Below are 16979 nucleotides of genomic sequence, written 5' to 3'. Positions count from 1 at the left end.
GGAGTAGCAGCCCTAGCAGCCCTCTGATGCGCCGCGTGCGCGCCAGAGGAACATCCGGCGAGGGCGAGCAAGCCGGATAAGACCGCCGCCGCGACAACCGACCTCATTCGGCCGCACCTCCCGCCGGATCGAGCGCCGAGGCCGGACGGGCTCGGAACACCGACGACCACGTCGGAAACCGCGACCGCACTCGCAACGGAGGCTTGACCGGCCGCATCCCGAAGGACAGGAACGCCTCGATCATGAAGAACCTCTTGAGGAACGAGAACGGAATCCAGAGCACCATCCACGGCAGCAGCCGCAGCCGCCGGTAGTACCCCATGACGATCAGCCGCGGCACGATCGAAGTGATCTGACTCGCCAGCAGCAGCAGAACGAATCGCAGAACGTTGTGACGTACCGTCGGATCCAGGATCGACAACTCGATCGTCAGCAGGAACATCGCCGAGCTGAACGGCTTGAGCAGCCCTTTGCCCGCGCCGAGCGGCATCTTGAACCAGTTCCGCGGACCAGGAGCGCCGCAGCCGAACGGCGTATACGCCGCGAAGCTCATGATCCCGCCCTTGCACCACCGGAACCGCTGCACCCGCAGCTGGCGGACCGTGGTCGGCACGTCCTCGTAGGAGATCACGCGCGGATCGATGGCAGCCCGGTAGCCCAGCCGTGCCATCGAGCACGTGAAGAACACGTCCTCGCCCAGCGTCCCGTGCACGAACCCGCCGATGGCCAGCGCCGGCAGCCGGCGGAACGCACAGAACGTGCCCGGCACGCACGGCACGGCGTCGACCTCGGCCAGCATCACCCGCGCGAAGCCGAAGCTGAAGATCATCTCCAGTGCGCGCATCCGGTCGATCCAGGTGGTGTAGGGCTCCTTGGGCAGCACGAACGCCCCGACCAGCCCCACATCTGGATGCTTCAGGAAGTGCGGCACCGAGTACACGAAGGCGTTCGCGTCCAGCGCGCAGTCCGCGTCGATCCGGTAGACGTAGTCCGCCTCGCACTCGGCCAGCGCGAGGTTGAGCGCGACCGACTTACCGGCGTGCCGCCCCTGGATCACCTCCCCGGTCGCGTATCCGAACTCTGCGATGGTGGCTTCGGCGAGCGCGCGCGTGTCGTCCATCGACCCGTCGTCGCACAGGATCACCCGCACCGGACCGCCGTACGCGCGAGCCGCCCGGTCGATCGACCGCAGCGTCCGCTCGATCACCACCGCCTCGTTGAACGCCGGAATGATGACCTCCAGCGGCGGCCGCCGTTCGTCCGGGCGCGGCGACCCGGGACCTGCCATCCGCACCAAGCCGAGCAGGACATAGATGCAGTCCATGACCCCGGCTCGCAGCGCGCGGATCACCAGGAACGCGACGAACAACTCGGCGCCGGCCCGCGCGATCAGCACGACCGCCAAGCTGCCCATCATGCACAGCGCCGCGACCAGGCACATGAGCAGCAGGAACGTCTCCCACCGGCGGCCCGGCTTCGTCGCAGGAACCTGCGTCACCCTCGGGAACTGGAAACTGGTGAACGCGAAGCGAAAGACGACGAAGAAGGCGACCGACTCCTGCAACACCAGGTCGATCAGCGGAAGCGGACCGAAAGTCGGGGAGTTCACCGCATAGGCGACCAGCGCCAGCATCGTGCTGGTCACAACCGAGACGGCCAGGAACAGCACACCGTGCGCGGCGATCATCAAGCGCCGGCCCGGCGTGGCCGGCAGGACGATCGCCGCGATCACCATGAAGGCGAGCACGGTGGTCGGTACCAGAGGCACCAGCTTGGCCGCGTAATACGTGCTGAACCCCGGATCGTGGACCACCGAGTCCACCATGCGCGCGACCAGCGACCGGTACACCTGGACGAACGGCGAGGGCCGCATCGCCACGATGACCAGGTTCGCGGCCGTGATCAGAGCGAGGAACACCACCACCCTGGGCACCGAGGGGCGGCGGAAGGGCGGGAGGCGGACCACGGCGTCCGCCCCCTGGTCGGAGTCGTCGAAGTGCCGGCCGAGCGGCTGCAGGGTGAGGGCTATCAGGACCGTGATGTCCAAGCCCACCAGCACCAGACCGGTCGGGTGCGTCATGTGTGCGTCATGAGCTGCGAACTCATCCCTTCTCCGGCGCAGGAACCGGTTCGGCGGTTCACGAGGACAGCGCGACGTTCACGGTCATGCCGCACAGCACGCCCGGCGGAGTGGCGGCCATCGAGATCACGACGTCGTAGTAGACGGCGCCGGGCACGCGCGCGGGGTCGAGCAGGACCTTGTCGACGGTGCCGTGCAGGTTCTGATTGACCGCGACCACGGACAACGTCACCGGCTGCCCGGCGTGGACCTGGCCGATCTGCGCCTCGGGGACCTGCGCCGTCACGGTCATGGGTTCGGAGTACAGCGTGATGAGCGGGACGTAGCCGCCCGGCTGGGTGCCGGCGTTGTTCCCGTTGCCGTTCGCCGTGGGCTGTCCGGCGAACAGCTGGAAGCCCTGCTGCTGATTGCCCGACGTGTCGGTCTGCCCGGCGGGCCCGCCGTAGAGGTGGATCCCGGCGGGGTCCACGCGGTCGCCGACCGCGCCGGCGGTGTCGGCGACCACACCGTCGGCCGGCGCGACGATCGAGGCGGTGGCCAGCGCCTGCTGGTCCTTGGCGACCAGGGCTTGCGCGGTGGCGAGGTTCGACTTGGCTTGTGCGATGGTCGCCGCGTCCGGGACGGATCCCGGGTTCGGCTGGTTCTGGACCGTCTGCAGCAAAGCCTGGGCCTGAGTCACTTGATCGGCGGCGCGCTGCTGCTCGTCCGACGCGGCGGATTGGGTGGCGGTGAGCTGCGCGTTCGCCTCCGACACCGCGTCGGCGTCCTTCGCGATCTGCGTCTCAAGGTTCTGACACAGCGACGCGGGGTCGGTCGGCGCCGTCGACGGTTTCGACGGCGGTTTCGACGGCGTCAGCCGAGCCGGAGGCGTCGACTTCGGGGACGGTGGGGAAGAATGCGTGGACGTCGGTGGGGGTGTGGCTTTCGGAGTGGACGTCGGCGTCGGCGTCGGCGTGGGATCCGTTTCCGACGGCGAGCCGGTGGGCCCGACCAGCAGCGCGGCGGGCGCGACTGCCGGTCGCGCCGCCCCGGTGCAGGTTTGCGCGTAACGCGCCTGGTCGTCGTTCAACATCCGCTGCCGACTCGCGACGACGGCGGCCTGCATGTCGACGCTGCTCTTCGCCTTGCCCTGAGCCAGCGTCAGCGCACTCTGCGCGCTGGTGACGGCCGCCTGCGCCTTGGTCGTGGTGACCTGGAGCTGGTTCTGCGCGGCGGTGCTGGTCTGCGGATGCTCGGCGGCGGTCAGCGCGGCGTCGGCGGCGCTCACCTGCGCCTGCGCCGCCCGCAGGTCCGACTGGTCCACCGCGGTGTCCTCGGTGGCGAGCAGCTGCCCGGCCTTGACCTGCTGGCCGGGTGCCACGTTCAAGGCGCTCAGCGTGCCGTTGTCCCCGAAGTTCAGGTAGTAGGCGTGCGCGGGTGTGACCTGGCCGGTGATGGTCGGCGCCGGGTCGGCCATCACCTTGTAGGTGACCACGGCGGCGGTGCCGCCGACCGCGACGGCCACGACCGCCGCGATCAGCTGCTTGGGCCGCAGCGGGGGTTTGGCCGGCCGCATCTCGCCGACGCCGGCCTCGCCGGTGGTGAAGGCCGCGTTCATCCCGCGGACCCGTTCTCTGGCAACCATTTCTCGTCCCCTGTGTAGCTCCCGGCGGCGGTCTGTGTCTGTGCCCTGCCTCAGCGGGCTGCCTCAGCGGTCTGCCTCAGCGGTCCGCAGGCTCGGGCATCAAGTCCTCCGACGTGGGCATCCCGGCCCGCCACACCGAGCGGGCGACGATCTTGCTCGGGTCCACGCGGTGCCGGTACCGCGCCGCGATGTCGGTGCACTCCTCGAGCAGACCCTCGGACAGCGTCGTGGGCTGTAGACCCAGCGCCAGGAACTGGTCGTTGCACACGTTCAGCTCGTTGCGGTCGGCCTCCTGCCGCGGGTTGGGCAGATGCGCGACCTCGACCCCGGTCATCTCGCTGACCAGCTTCGCCAGATCGGACACGCGGTAGGTCTCGGTGACCTGGTTGAACACCCGCGGCTGGGCGCCGGTCGGCGGGTTCTGGATCGCCAGCTCGATACAGCGCACGGTGTCCCGGATGTGGATGAAGGCGCGGGTCTGCCCGCCGCTGCCGTGCACGGTCAGCGGATGCCCGATCGCGGCCTGCATCAGGAAGCGGTTCAGGACCGTGCCGTAGTCGCCGTCGTAGTCGAACCGGTTGACCAGCCGCTCGTCGCGGATCGTCTGCGGGGTCTGCGTCCCCCAGACGATCCCCTGGTGCAGATCGGTGATGCGCAGCTGGTCGTTCTTGGCGTAGAAGGCGAACATCAGCTGGTCCAGCGTCTTGGTCAGGTGGTACACCGAGCCGGGGTTCGCCGGGTGCAGGATCTCCCGCGGGATGTCCCCGTCGGGGGTCGGTACCTTGACGGTCAGGTAGCCCTCCGGGATCGGCGCGGATCCCGACCAGCCGTAGCCGTAGACGCCCATCGTCCCCAGGTGCACCACCGCCGCGTCCAGGCCGGTGGTGACCAGCGCGGTGAGCAGGTTGTGGGTGGCGCGCACGTTGTTGTCGACGGTGTAGCACTTGGCCTGCGGCGAGCGCATCGAGTACGGCGCCGCCCGCTGCTCGGCGAAGTGCACGATCGCCTGCGGGCGCAGCTCGGCCAGCACCGCGGTCAGGCGCTCGTACTCGGTCGCCAGGTCCAGGCGGACGAAGCCGATGTCGCGGCCCGAGACCGCCTTCCAGGCGCGGATCCGCTCGCCGATCGGGCGGATCGGGGTGAGCGAGTCGACTTCGAGCTCGAGGTCGATGGCGCGCCGGCTGAGGTTGTCCACGACGGTGACGTCGTGGCCGCGGTCGGACAGGTGCAGTGCGGTCGGCCAGCCGCAGAATCCGTCTCCGCCGAGAACGAGAACATCCATGGTCGTATCCACTCCTTGTGATCGAACGGTGGGAGTCCGCCGAGGAACGCGAGGCGCTCGCCGTGCGGTCGTTCGTCCCGGCGCCGGGCGGGGTGTCCGCCGGACCCGAGGGGGTGGATTGTTAGGAAACTTTACTTTCTTGGACGTGGGCACCGTAAGACGTCCGTGCGGGGACGTCAAGAGCCTGCGAAAGACGATCTTCCCGTCCGCGGGGCGGCCGCGGCGGCGGTGCGCGCCCCGGCTCCTGCCGGTGCCGAAGGTCGCAAAAGCCTGGTAAGGCCGAATGTTCGATAGCTCTCCGCAGCGATGCTTGACGTCTGTGTGACGGACGAGTACTACTGGTCGGTGGGATTGCTAGGAAACCTCCTTAACTAAAAACCGGGCACCTGGGCAGTGCCCCCGCCGCCGACCCGGGGCATGCCACCGCCCGGGTCGGCGGCGCCGGCGGAACACCGGCCAGCCGGCCATCGCTTCCGCATCGTTCACGCCGTCGCGGCCGGGCATCGGCCGCGGATCGCAGGAGCCTGGAACCCATGACATCGATATCGAGCGGCACGCTGCTCGCGGACGACCTGGACATGTTGGAATCGGAGTCCATCCACATCGTCCGGGAGGTGGCCGGGGAATTCGACCGGCCGGTGATCCTCTTCTCCGGAGGCAAGGACTCGACCGTACTGCTGCACCTCGCGGTCAAGGCGTTCTGGCCGGCGCCGGTGCCGTTCCCGTTGTTGCACGTCGACACCGGCCACAACTTCGAGGAGGTCATCGCCTTCCGCGACCGGATCGCGGAGCGCTACGGACTGCGGCTGGAAGTGGCCCGCGTCCAGGAATGGATCGACGACGGCAGACTCGCCGAGCGTCCCGACGGTCTGCGCAACCCGCTGCAGACGCTGCCGCTGCTGGACGCCATCAACTCTCTGCGATACGACGCCGCGTTCGGCGGCGCGCGCCGGGACGAGGAGCGGGCTCGGGCCAAGGAGCGGATCTTCAGCCTGCGCAACGGATTCGGGCAGTGGGAACCACGTCGGCAGCGGCCCGAGCTGTGGAACCTCTACAACGGCCGGCATCGCGCGGGCGAGCACGTCCGGGTGTTCCCGCTGTCCAACTGGACCGAGCGCGACATCTGGCGCTACGTCGAGCGCGAGGGCATCGAGCTGCCCTCGATCTACTTCGCGCACCGGCGCGCCGTCTTCCGGCGCTCCGGGATGTGGCTGACCGCCGGTCCCTGGGGCGGAGCACGCCCGGGGGAGGACGTCCACGAGCTGACCGTGCGCTACCGGACCGTCGGCGACGGCTCGTGCACCGGCGCGGTGGAGTCCGAGGCGTCGAGCGTGGCCGAGGTGATCGCCGAGGTGGCGGCCAGCCGGCTCACCGAGCGTGGCGCGAGCAGGGCCGACGACCTGGTGTCGGAGGCCGCGATGGAGGACCGGAAAAGGACGGGGTACTTCTGATGGGCCACGAGGATCCGCGGCAGGACCTGTTGCGGCTGGCGACCGCCGGCAGTGTCGACGACGGCAAGTCCACGCTCGTCGGCCGGCTGCTCCACGACACCAAGTCGGTCCTGGCCGACCAGCTCGACGCGGTGCGCCGGGCCAGCGCCGAGCGCGGACTGGCCGCCCCCGACCTGTCGTTGCTGGTGGACGGCTTACGGTCGGAGCGCGAGCAGGGCATCACCATCGATGTGGCGTACCGCTACTTCGCCACACCGCGCCGCTCGTTCGTGCTCGCCGACACCCCCGGGCACGTGCAGTACACCCGCAACACCGTCACCGGCGCCTCCACCGCACAACTGGCCGTGGTCCTGGTGGACGCGCGCCGCGGGGTGGTCGAGCAGACCCGCCGCCACGCCGCGGTGCTGGCGTTGTTGGGCGTGCCAAGACTCGTCCTGGCGGTCAACAAGATCGACCTGGTCGGCTACGACGAGCCCGTATTCGCCGCGATCGCCAAGGAGTTCCTCGCCTATGCCGGCGAACTGGGATACGCCGACGGCCATGTCCTGGCCATCCCGGTGTCGGCACTGGTCGGCGACAACGTGGTCGAACCCTCGGACCGAACCCCCTGGTACACCGGACCGACACTGCTCGACCACTTGGAAACCGTCCCAGTGGAGCCGGATCCCCAGGACAAACCGCTGCGGTTTCCGGTGCAGTATGTGATCAGACCACGGACTCAGGCTCACCCGGACTACCGCGGCTACGCCGGCCAGATCGCCGTCGGCATGGCGGCGGTGGGCGACGAGGTCCTGGTCCTGCCGGCCGGTCTGCGCAGCACCGTACGCGGCATCGACACCATGGACGGCCCACTGGCTCAAGCACACGCCGGCCGCTCGGTGACCCTGCTGCTCGCCGACGAGCTGGACATCTGCCGCGGCGACGTGATCGTCGCAGCCGGCGCGCCACCGACGGTCACCGACGAACTGGACGCCACCGTGTGCTGGCTGTCAGACGAACCGCTGCGCCCCGGCGCATCGGTCCTGCTCAAACACGGCACCCGAACGGTGTCCGCGATGGTCGCCGCGCTCCACTCCCGCTTTGACGAACAGAACCTGTCGACCGTGGAGGCGCCGGAATCCTTGCAGCTCAACCACATCGGCCGCGTCACCCTGCGCACCTCGCAGCCGCTACCGGTCGATGACTACAGCACCAGCCGACGCACCGGCTCGTTCCTGCTGATCGAGCCGTCCGACGGAGGCACTCTGGCGGCGGGGCTGATCGGCATGCCGCTGACGGTGTCGGCGCCAGCGCCAGTGTCGGCGTCAGCGTCAGCGCCAGTGTCGGCGCCAGCGGAGGCGCGCAAGCCGGTGGCTGGCATGGCGCGCTGAGGCTGAGGCTGGTGCAGCGCGGTCGCGCGGACTCGCAGGTTCGCGCGGCCGCGCGTCAGCCGCCGAGCGCAGCCCGCTGAGCCCGCGTCAGCGACTTCACTACCAAGTCGTAGGAATCCTCGATCATGTCCAGCACCATCTCCTCGCCGAGGGAGCCGTCGATGGTGACCGTGTTCCAGTGCCGCTTGTTCAGGTGGTAGCCGGGACGGATCGCAGCGTGTGCCGCGCGGAGGTTCGCGGCGAGGTCCGGGTCGCTCTTGAGGCTCACGGCCAGGGGGTGCTCGTCGAGGCGGGTGATGGCGAAGACCTTGCCGGCCACCTTGAACACCGATACTTCGGGGGCGAAGGGGAAGTCCTCCACTGCTCCGTGGTGATCAAGGCAGGCCGCTTTCAGTTCCTCCGGGGTCATGGGTCCCACAGTATTCGCCTGGCGTTACCGAGCCCACGTCGCGAACGTGTAGCCCCGCGCCTTCAGGGTCCTGAGAATGCCGCTCAGTGCCGCGACGGTCTGGCTGCGGTCGCCGCCGCCGTCGTGCAGCAGCACTACCGAGCCCGGTCGTACGTGGCTGAGCACGCGCGCCTGGATCGCCGAGGCGCCGGGCCGCGACCAGTCGCGCGGGTCGACCGTCCACAGTGCGATCTTCTTGCCGAGTGCCGCCGTCCGGGAGCGCACCGCGCCGTTGACCGCGCCGTACGGCGGGCGCAGGCAGCAGGGACGGTAGCCGGTGTGCGCGCGGATCTGCCGGTCGGTGGCGTTGACCTGGTACGCGAACTGCGATGCCGACAGCTTGCGCAGGTCGGGGTGGGACCAGGAGTGGTTCTGCACGCTGTTGCCCGCGCGGTACACCCGCGTGGTCACCGACGGGTGCGCGGCCACGTTCTGGCCGACCTCGAAGAACGTGGCGTGCACGCCGTACTGCGCCAGCACCTTGAGGACCTTCGGCGTGTAGACGGGACTGGGCCCGTCGTCGAAGGTGATGTACACGACCTTGCTTGTCACAGCTTTGCCGGCCGCCGCCTTGCTCGACGCGGCGGCCGGTGCCGCGGAGAATCCGATCGCGAGCAGCGCCAAGACGGCCGCGACGAGAAGTGCCCCGACTTTGCGGGAAAATCCGATGATCACCTCGAGCGGATTCCCGCCGTCACGGCCTGGACACCCTGCTTGATCAGGAATTCCCCCATAAGGCCCTGCGGTCCGTGCACTTTCGGCTCCATGCCCGCTCCTGGCACGGATCGTCGCGACGGCGTCGGCCGGCGCCGCGACCAGGCATCATGAGGGCGTGCGTTTCATGATTCTCGGGCCGGTGGAGGCCGTCACCGACGACGGCGACCCGATCAGTCTCGGCGGACCGCGGGTCCGCGCCCTGCTGGCGTTCTTGGCTCTCGAGCCCGGACGCGTGGTCCCCGTCGACCGGCTGGTCGACGGCCTGTGGGGGCAGGACCTCCCCGGCAACGCCGCGAACGCGCTCCAGACGCTGGTCAAGCGGCTGCGCACGGCCGTCGGCCAGACGCGGGTCGTCGCCCGCGCGACCGGCTACCTGCTCGACGCCGCCATCGACGGCGAGGTCGACGCCGCCGCCGACCAGGTCGACGCCGCCACCTTCCTGCGCCTCGCCGACGAGGGCAGCGCCCTGCTCGCGGCGAGCCCGCCGAGCCCGGACCTCGCGGCGAAGAGCCTTGATGAAGCCCTGGCACTGTGGCGCGGACCGGCCCTCGCCGACGTGGCGATGATGCCCTTCGCCGAGCAAGCCATCACCCAGCTCACCGAGCGCCGCCTGGACGCCGTCATGGACCGCGCCCAGGCCTACCTGGACCTCGGCCGTCCGACCCGCGTCATCGAAGAACTGACCACCGAACTCGCAGCCGATCCCCTGCGCGAACGCCTCGCCGTCCTGCTGATGCGGGCCCTGCGTGCCGACGGCCGCCGCTCGGAGGCCCTGGCAGTGTTCGAGCGAACCCGCCGGGAACTCGCCGACCAACTCGGCGTCGGACCCTCCGCGTCCCTCGCCCAAGCCCACCTGGAATCCCTCGACGACGATCCCCCTCCGCCCCGGGTCGTCGCGGTCACCAACCTGCAAGCCCGCCTGACCAGCTTCGTCGGCCGCCAAGCCGAGGTCGACGGCCTGACCCGCCGCCTGGCCGAATCCCGCCTGGTGACGGTGGTCGGCGCCGGCGGCGCGGGCAAGACCCGGCTGGCCGGCGAGACCGCGCTGCACTCCCTTCAGCGCTGGCCCGGCGGCGTGTGGCAGGTCGAGCTGGCGCCGGTCGGCGACCCCTCCGGCGTGCCGTTCGCGTTCCTGAAGGTGTTCGCGATCCGTGACACCGACGGCCCGGACGCCGCCGACCGCCTCGCCGAAGTGCTCTCGCGCGAACCGACGCTGCTGGTCGTGGACAACTGCGAGCACGTCATCGACGCCGCCGCCCGCCTCGTCGAGGATCTGCTGGTCCGCTGCCCGCACCTGCGCGTGCTGGCCACCAGCCGGGAACCGCTCGGCATCGAGGGCGAGGCGCTGTGCCCGGTCCCGCCGCTGGCCAGCGCGCCCCGCGACGCCGGCGCGGCGCAGGCGCTCCAGTACGCCTCCGTGCGCTTGTTCGCCGACCGCGCCGCCTCGGTCCGCCCGGGCTTCGCAGTGGACGACGACAACGTCGCCGCCGTGGTCGCCATCTGCTCCCGCCTCGACGGCGCGCCGCTGGCGATCGAGCTCGCCGCCGCCCGCTCGCGCGCCCTGACCCCGCAGAAGATCGCCGAACGCCTCGACGACCGCTTCCGCCTGCTCACCGGCGGCAGCCGCACCGCCCTGCCGCGTCACCAGACACTGCGCGCCGTGGTCGACTGGAGCTGGGGACTGCTCTCGGAGCGCGAACGCCGGCTGCTGTGCCGGCTCTCGGTGTTCTCCGGCGGCGCGAGCCTGGACGCCGCCGAGGCGATGTTCGGGGACGAAGTCCTGGACGTCCTGCCCGCCCTCGTCGACAAGTCCCTGCTGGAAGTCGACCGCGCGGACCGCTACCGCATGCTGGAGACGATCCGGGCGTTCGCCCTGGAACGCCTCGCCGAAGCCGGCGAAACGCAGAGCGCCGCAGCCGAGCACGCGCGCTACTTCCTGGACGTCGCCGAGGGCGCCGTCCCGCAGCTGTTCATGAACGCGCAGCTGGAAGCGATCGAGCTGCTCGGCGCCGAGCACGACAACATGGTGACCGCCCTGCGATGGGCCATCGACCATGGCGAAGTGGAGACGGCGCTGCGCCTGTGCGGCGCGCTGATCTGGTTCTGGTGGCTGCGCGGCCATCGGCTGGAGGCGTACCAGTGGGCCCGGCAGGCAGTCGCGTCCGCCGCCGGAGGCGTCCCGCAGGGAGCGGCGCGCGCCTACGCCGCGTCGGTGTTCGCGACCCACATCGCCTACTTCGTCCACCCGACCGACTTCTCCGCGGTCACTGCCGAACCCGACCGGCTGGCCGGGACGGCGCAGGAATTCGACCACCTGCTGGCCCTGGCGCGCGCCGAAGGCCCGGTCCCGCCGATGCTCGAGGTCTCCGGCGCGATGCTGACCGCGATGGCCGGCGATCAGGACGCCGCCCTGCGATGGCTCGACCGCTGCGCCGAAGCGCCCGATCCGTGGCTGGCAGCCGCCGGTCGCATGATGCGCGGCAACCTGCGCATCATGCTCGCCCGCCCCGATCTCGCCGGTCCCGACCTCCAAGCGGCGGTCACCGGGTTCCGCGCGCTGGGGGAGCGGTGGGGATTGAGTCAGGCGTTGCTGCTGCGCTTCCGGCACGCCGCGATCACGCAAGGCATCGCCGCCGCCTCACCGTTGATCGCCGAGGCCGGTCAGCTCATCGCCGACTGGCTGAGTCCGGAGGAAGCCGTCGCGACTCTGATGCGCCTGGCCCACGAGCGGCTGATCGCCGAAGACGTGGACGGCGCGATCCTGGACACCGCGCGGGCCAAGGAGATCGCCGCCGGTGGCGTACCGCCGGAGTGGCACGCACAGATCCAGCTCGCCGAAGCCGACATCGCACGCCGCCAGGGCGACTTCGCCGCAGCCTGGCCCGCCTACGCCGAAGGCCTCGAGGCGATGGAACGCGGCCGGCTCACCGTTCCGCAGGACATCGCGTGGGCGCGCGCCGGTTACGGACGTGCGCTCACCGCTTCGGGGGATCCGGCAGCCGGCATCGTCCAGCATCGGCTCGCCGTGACCGCGCTCGGCGCGTTGCGGGACATCCCGATTCTCACCGTCGTGGTGCTCGGCGCCGCGGTGACGCTCGAAGCAGCGGGCCGGTCCGAGGAGGCGGCGGTGCTGTTCGGCGCCGAGGTCGCGCTGATGGGGCAGGGACTGGTACGCGGTCCCGAAATCACTGGCGCGCGCGAGCGTACTGTCGCGGCGCTGGGGGACGAGGCGTACCGGCGGGCTCACGATCGCGGCGCCGCGATGACGTACGAGGAAGTGGTCGCCGAGATGCGCTCAGTCCTCGGCGACGACGGGCAGCAGTAGCCGGGAGGGCGTCTCAGGGCCGTGATGCACCCGGTTCACGGCCGGGAGCTCGCCGGGCTCGGCGTATTTCGGCACGCTGCCGCCGCTGACGTCCAGCCGGATCCGGTGCCCGACTGCGAAAACCGCGGTGACCGCTCCGAGGTCGATGGAGAGTTCATGGACCTCGCGGGCGCGCGGGACCCGGGCGATCCCGTCGGTGATGAAGCGCGTGCTGTCATCGGGCGCGACGTCGACCAGCTTGCCGGTGATGCCGCCGCCGGGGATCGAGGAGGACACGAAGACGACCAGTCCCACGGATCCGGCGATGCGGACCGGTTCGGTCAGCGGCGCGCTGGTGAAGCACAGAACGTCTTCCCGGACCTCGACCGAGCGCTGGTCCAGGTCGTCGACCGTGGGGACGGCGGCGTAGGGGTCGTAGTCGAACCGGTCGAGCGCCGCCGCGGCCGGGGGAGAGGCGCTGAGCACGCCGTCTCCCTTGTAGGTGTTGGCGCGGCCCTGGCTGAGGAGGAAGTAGCGATAGTGCGGGTGCCGCAGCCCGTGCCGGTTGGTCATGATCAGACTCTCGGGGACCGCGCTGGCAAGCCGCTGGCAGCGCGCTGGCAGCGGCGCCCGATGCCGGCGGACAGCCGGTTGCCAGCGGCGCTGAGCACAGTGAAGCCATGTTCAAGAACGCCTACGGCACCATGTTCTCCCTGCTGGCCGCGACAACGACCTTGTCCGGGGCGACGAACCTGTCGTCAGCGACCCCCGCGTCCGCGACCTCCGCGTCCGCGGTCCACGTGGACGTCAGCGCGAACGACGTGATCACCCGGCTGGGCGACCACGCGGTCGGCGTCAACACCCCGATCTGGAGCGCCAACCTGCTCGACCGCCCGGCCGACCGGCTGATCCGCGACGCCGGAATCCAGAGGCTCGCCTTCGACGGCGGCGGGGTCAGCGACCTCTACCACTGGCGCACCGGCCGGCTCAGCCCCGACCCCCAGGCCGCAGCGCACGACGCCCAAGGCTTGGACTACGAGGACCTCAAGCCGCAGTTCAGCTTCGACCAGTTCGCCGCGACCGCGCGGGCGACCGACAGCTCGATGCTGGTGCACGTCAACTACGGAACCGGCACGCCGCAAGAAGCCGCCGACTGGGTCCGCTATGCCAACAAGACCCGCCACTACGGCGTCACGGACTGGGCCATCGGCGAGGAGACCTACTTCAACGGCGCGCTCGGCGCGAGCATGAACACCGAACCCGACGGCCACGCCGACAAGTCCGCGCAGGCTTACGCGACGAACTCGCTCGCCTTCATCAAGGCGATGAAGGCCGCCGATCCCAGCATCCGGGTGGGACTGGAACTCGCCGCGCCGATCCCCGGCACGCCGATGCTGGACTGGGACAAGACGGTGCTCTCGGTGGCGGGCTCGGCGGCGGACTTCGTCGACGTCCACTACTACACCGGCGCTCAGACCGACGCCGCGCTGCTCGCCTCGCCGCAGACCTCGATCCCTCGGGGCATGGCGTCGCTGCGCTCGCTCGTCGCCTCCTACAACCCGAAACTGAAGATCGACATCGGCGAGACCAACTCCTACTACCAGCAGGCGCCGCAGCAGATCAGCCCGACCAACGCGCTCTACCTGCCCGAGTCGGTCCTGGCGATGCTGGAGAACGGCGCCGGCGAAGTCGACTGGTGGTCGCTGTACAACAAATGGGGCGGGAGCGCCGAGTCCGGCTACGGCGACCTCGGGCTTCTCGCCTCCGGCAACGTCAGCGGCGACGGCGCGTCGCAGGGTCCGAAGGCGGATACCAAGTTCGACCCCTACTACGGCATGCAGCTCCTCGGGGCGCTGGCCCGACCCGGCGCGCGGCTCGTGACGGCGACAGCCGGCGGATCAGTGGTCGCACATGCCGCACTGCTGCCCGACTCCGGGCTCGGCGTACTGCTGGCGAACAACGATCCCGACCACGCCGCGCCGATCGACACGCGGATCAACGGATTCCACGCGGGCTCGAAGGCGACCATCCTCACCTACAGCGCGGCGACGCACCGCGTCACCGAGACGCACGGGTCGATCCCCAAGACGCTGCCCGCCTACTCCCTGACGCTGGTCCTGCTGCGGCATTGACCAACAAACCAACCGCACCGATCTCGCCCAGCCGCACCCCCCATCAGTCTGAGGCGCCTCCTTCAGCGCCTCAGCAGTCCCGACCCGAGGAAGTCGCTGCCATCGCGCACGCCGGGCAGCGCGAAGAAGTAGCCGCCGCCGGTCGGCTGGATGTAGTCCACGAGTGGTTCGCCGGCGAGGCGCTCCTGGACGGCCTGGAACTGCCGCTGCACATCCTGCTGGTAGCAGCAGAAGATCAGCCCGATGTCGAGGTTGCCGTTGGCATCCAGACCTCGTTCGTAGTTGTAGCCGCGGCGCAGGATCTGCTGCTTGGACGTCGCTGGGGTGCGCGGGTTCGCCAGGCGGATGTGCGCGTCTGCCGGGATCACCAAGCCGTGCGGATCGGCCTGGTAGTCCGGCGTGTCACGCTCTGCCGTCCCGTCCAGTGGCGCTCCGCTGTCGCGCCGTCGGCCGATCATGTTCTCCTGTTCATGCAGCGATACCCGGTCCCAGAACTCGACCAGCATCCTGATGATGCGGACCACTTGGTAGGAACCGCCTTGCGTCCACGCCGGCTCGCCGCCGCCGGGTGCCGTCCAGATCAGGTCGTCGGTCACCGAGCCCTTCGACACGTCCGGGTTCGCGATGCCGTCCTTGAAGCCGAGCTGGTTGCGTTGGGTCCCGGTGGGTCGCGGCGCCGCGTGGAAGCCGTCGATCTTCCACGACGGCTGCATCCCGGCGCGCGTGTGTTTGGCGATGTCGCGCAACGCGTGCATCACCGTGTCCCGCGAATCGGCGCAGATCTGCAACATCAGGTCGCCATGCAACTCCGTCGAGCCCTCGACATGGTCATCGGGGAACACAGGCATCGGTGTCAGGCGCGCCGGCTTGCGGCTCGCCAGACCGAAGCGGTCGTCGAACAGCGACGCCCCGACCCCGACCGTCACGGTCAGTCCGTCCGACGGCAGCCGCGGACCCAACGTCTCGCTATCGGTCGGCGGAGACGCGACATCCGTCGCCACCGGCAGCCCGCCCGAAGTCAGAAACCTGATTCGGTCGGTCAATGTCCGGAACAAGGCTGCCAGCGCAGCGGCATCCTGAGCCGTGACGTCGAAAGCCACGAACGACGCCGCATCCTGAGGCGCCGTCACGATCCCCGCCTGGTGCGCACCCTCGAACTCGATGCGACGCCCCGAAGGCCCGGAGCCGCTCCCGGCGGACCCCGACCCCGTCACCGCCATCGCGGTCGCCCCCGCCGCACCGCCGACCGCCGCTGCCGAGGCCGCGCCGACAGCAGCGCCGCGCAGGAAGGATCGTCGTGCCACGCCGGTCATGCGTTCGTCCTCGGTGCCAGCAGGTTGGGGATGGTCGCCAGATCTTCGAGCAGCTGATCCATGTCGGCGTCGAGGCGCCGGTGCTGTGCGGCGGAGATGGCGCCCGCCGGAGTCCAGCCGTCGGAGCCGCCGGAACCGCCTGAACCACCGGAACCACCAGAGCCGTCACGAGTCGCCTGAAGATCGCCCTGCACCGCAGCGATCTCCGCGGCCAGCTTCGCACGCAGTCCAGGAGCCCGATCGTCGATCAACGGCGCCAAAACGCTCAGCACTTCCTGCGTACCCTCAGTGTTCGCATACGCCGTCGCCAAGCTCGTGCCGCTACCGGCATCCGCCGCCCCGGTGATCTGGAACTGAAGCGTGTTCTCCAAGATCTCGTGAGCGCGCAACGGCAAATCGCCGGGATCGACCTCTTCGCTCGGGAAGTCCTCAACCAAGCCCTGAACCGAGCCGACCAGCGCCTGTGTCAGAGGGCGTATCTTCTCCGCGGAGCCACCGTGCCAGAGCCCGTATTCAATCGCGTGCAGCCCGGCCCAGTCCTTGTCCGCCGTGCCGTCCGGCAGACCCTGCGCCGTCCCGTCGATCGCGCCGTCGAAGTCGCCGAAGGAGTTGTAGGCGGCGCCCAGCCGCTCATAGTCCAAGTGCGCGGTCAGCCAATCCGCCTTGGCCGTCCGCAGATCACCGCTCGCGACGTCCGCGTCGAGCTTCTTCGAAGCCGCGAGCAGCTTCGGTATCGAACCGCCCAACCAGTCGCGATAGGCGTTGACCGGCGCGGTCATGTCCAGGTCGGGCAGCGGCTTGTAACCGGCGACCGCGCCGGACGTCGTCCCCGACACAGAGAACTGCGACGTGGTGTGGACCGTGCCGTCCGACAGGACACACCGGATCGCGTAACGCCCCGCGCCGAGCGTCGTCGTCAGCGGCAGCGTGCGCCCCGGCGTCAGCCACGGGATCTCCGCGTAGACCAGGTCGGCGGTGTCCACGAGGTAGACCGTCGCGAAGGCGTCCGTGTCGTCGGTGACCACGAAATCGACGCGTCCGGCGTCGGCGGCGGCGGGAGGCGTGCCGCACCCCGAGGCGCGCACCGCGATCGGGCCGCCGGCGCTCGCCGGATGGGACTGCGCGACACCGGCCACGACGGCGGCGGCCGTCACGATCGGCACCACCGCTAGACGTACCTGCCAGGAGGCACGGCGCATGACGGTCGGGGTTCCTTTCGTCGTCGCAGCACACTGCGGACGACCCGAGCAGGCCCGGG

At 70.1% G+C, this 16979-nt stretch carries 12 protein-coding genes; 4 read left to right on the top strand and 8 right to left on the bottom strand.

The window, feature by feature from the left end; genetic code table 11:
* Positions 1 to 103: 103 nt before the first annotated feature.
* The 3 genes from CACI_RS31060 to CACI_RS31050 all read right to left on the bottom strand — a co-directional run bounded on the left by CACI_RS31060 (position 104) and on the right by CACI_RS31050 (position 4986).
* Positions 104 to 2080, bottom strand: a complete 1977-nt coding sequence (locus CACI_RS31060; RefSeq protein WP_015794854.1) for a glycosyltransferase — start codon at positions 2078 to 2080, stop codon at positions 104 to 106.
* A gap of 58 nt (positions 2081 to 2138) precedes the next feature.
* Positions 2139 to 3704: an HlyD family efflux transporter periplasmic adaptor subunit gene (locus tag CACI_RS46280; protein ID WP_015794853.1), complete on the bottom strand. Its 1566-nt coding sequence runs from the start codon at positions 3702 to 3704 to the stop codon at positions 2139 to 2141.
* A 76-nt stretch (positions 3705 to 3780) separates the two neighbouring features.
* A complete protein-coding gene (locus tag CACI_RS31050) occupies positions 3781 to 4986 on the bottom strand; it encodes an NAD-dependent epimerase/dehydratase family protein (protein ID WP_015794852.1) in 1206 nt (401 codons plus the stop codon).
* Between the two features lie 533 nt (positions 4987 to 5519).
* On the opposite strand from CACI_RS31050, the gene cysD reads away from it, so the two are divergent.
* Both cysD and CACI_RS31040 read left to right on the top strand, forming a co-directional pair.
* The gene (cysD, locus tag CACI_RS31045; RefSeq protein ID WP_015794851.1) at positions 5520 to 6437 is read left to right on the top strand and encodes a sulfate adenylyltransferase subunit CysD; all 918 of its coding nucleotides are present in this window, start codon (positions 5520 to 5522) and stop codon (positions 6435 to 6437) included.
* Positions 6437 to 7807 (top strand): sulfate adenylyltransferase subunit 1, encoded by a 1371-nt coding sequence (locus tag CACI_RS31040; RefSeq protein ID WP_015794850.1) that lies wholly within the window; start codon positions 6437 to 6439, stop codon positions 7805 to 7807. The genes cysD and CACI_RS31040 overlap by 1 nt, the downstream gene beginning before the upstream one ends.
* A gap of 55 nt (positions 7808 to 7862) precedes the next feature.
* Here CACI_RS31040 and CACI_RS31035 read toward each other — a convergent pair whose 3' ends face one another.
* Both CACI_RS31035 and CACI_RS31030 read right to left on the bottom strand, forming a co-directional pair.
* Positions 7863 to 8216 carry an MmcQ/YjbR family DNA-binding protein gene (locus CACI_RS31035; RefSeq protein WP_015794849.1) on the bottom strand — a complete coding sequence of 118 codons (354 nt, stop codon included), beginning with the start codon at positions 8214 to 8216 and terminating at the stop codon, positions 7863 to 7865.
* A 24-nt stretch (positions 8217 to 8240) separates the two neighbouring features.
* Entirely contained in the window at positions 8241 to 8930 is a 690-nt protein-coding gene (locus CACI_RS31030; protein ID WP_015794848.1) for a polysaccharide deacetylase family protein, read from the bottom strand.
* Between the two features lie 166 nt (positions 8931 to 9096).
* On the opposite strand from CACI_RS31030, the gene CACI_RS31025 reads away from it, so the two are divergent.
* Complete coding sequence (locus CACI_RS31025) at positions 9097 to 12297, top strand: BTAD domain-containing putative transcriptional regulator (RefSeq protein ID WP_015794847.1); 3201 nt, start codon at positions 9097 to 9099, stop codon at positions 12295 to 12297.
* On the opposite strand, the gene CACI_RS31020 is transcribed toward CACI_RS31025, so the two are convergent.
* Complete coding sequence (locus CACI_RS31020; RefSeq protein WP_015794846.1) at positions 12268 to 12849, bottom strand: CocE/NonD family hydrolase; 582 nt, start codon at positions 12847 to 12849, stop codon at positions 12268 to 12270. The genes CACI_RS31025 and CACI_RS31020 overlap by 30 nt on opposite strands.
* A 107-nt stretch (positions 12850 to 12956) precedes the next feature.
* Between CACI_RS31020 and CACI_RS31015 the strand changes: the two genes are divergently transcribed.
* Complete coding sequence (locus CACI_RS31015) at positions 12957 to 14408, top strand: hypothetical protein (protein ID WP_015794845.1); 1452 nt, start codon at positions 12957 to 12959, stop codon at positions 14406 to 14408.
* A 62-nt stretch (positions 14409 to 14470) separates the two neighbouring features.
* Here CACI_RS31015 and efeB read toward each other — a convergent pair whose 3' ends face one another.
* Together efeB and CACI_RS31005 are read right to left on the bottom strand one after the other, a co-directional pair.
* On the bottom strand, positions 14471 to 15721 hold the full coding sequence (efeB, locus tag CACI_RS31010; RefSeq protein WP_015794844.1) for an iron uptake transporter deferrochelatase/peroxidase subunit: 1251 nt from the start codon (positions 15719 to 15721) through the stop codon (positions 14471 to 14473).
* On the bottom strand, positions 15718 to 16920 hold the full coding sequence (locus CACI_RS31005; protein ID WP_015794843.1) for an EfeM/EfeO family lipoprotein: 1203 nt from the start codon (positions 16918 to 16920) through the stop codon (positions 15718 to 15720). Before CACI_RS31005 ends, efeB begins: the two co-directional genes overlap by 4 nt.
* Positions 16921 to 16979 lie beyond the last annotated feature (59 nt).

Origin of the sequence: Catenulispora acidiphila DSM 44928 (assembly GCF_000024025.1) — a bacterium.
GTDB classification, from domain to species: domain Bacteria; phylum Actinomycetota; class Actinomycetes; order Streptomycetales; family Catenulisporaceae; genus Catenulispora; species Catenulispora acidiphila.
This window is presented reverse-complemented; position numbering and strand designations above follow the sequence as displayed.

Coding starts and splice junctions, on each gene's coding strand:
- CACI_RS31060 (WP_015794854.1), bottom strand. CDS start 2,080: ATGACGCACCCGACCGGTCTGGTGCTGGTGGGCTTGGACATCACGGTC.
- CACI_RS46280 (WP_015794853.1), bottom strand. CDS start 3,704: ATGGTTGCCAGAGAACGGGTCCGCGGGATGAACGCGGCCTTCACCACC.
- CACI_RS31050 (WP_015794852.1), bottom strand. CDS start 4,986: ATGGATGTTCTCGTTCTCGGCGGAGACGGATTCTGCGGCTGGCCGACC.
- cysD (WP_015794851.1), top strand. CDS start 5,520: ATGACATCGATATCGAGCGGCACGCTGCTCGCGGACGACCTGGACATG.
- CACI_RS31040 (WP_015794850.1), top strand. CDS start 6,437: ATGGGCCACGAGGATCCGCGGCAGGACCTGTTGCGGCTGGCGACCGCC.
- CACI_RS31035 (WP_015794849.1), bottom strand. CDS start 8,216: ATGACCCCGGAGGAACTGAAAGCGGCCTGCCTTGATCACCACGGAGCA.
- CACI_RS31025 (WP_015794847.1), top strand. CDS start 9,097: ATGATTCTCGGGCCGGTGGAGGCCGTCACCGACGACGGCGACCCGATC.
- CACI_RS31020 (WP_015794846.1), bottom strand. CDS start 12,849: ATGACCAACCGGCACGGGCTGCGGCACCCGCACTATCGCTACTTCCTC.
- CACI_RS31015 (WP_015794845.1), top strand. CDS start 12,957: ATGTTCAAGAACGCCTACGGCACCATGTTCTCCCTGCTGGCCGCGACA.
- efeB (WP_015794844.1), bottom strand. CDS start 15,721: ATGACCGGCGTGGCACGACGATCCTTCCTGCGCGGCGCTGCTGTCGGC.
- CACI_RS31005 (WP_015794843.1), bottom strand. CDS start 16,920: ATGCGCCGTGCCTCCTGGCAGGTACGTCTAGCGGTGGTGCCGATCGTG.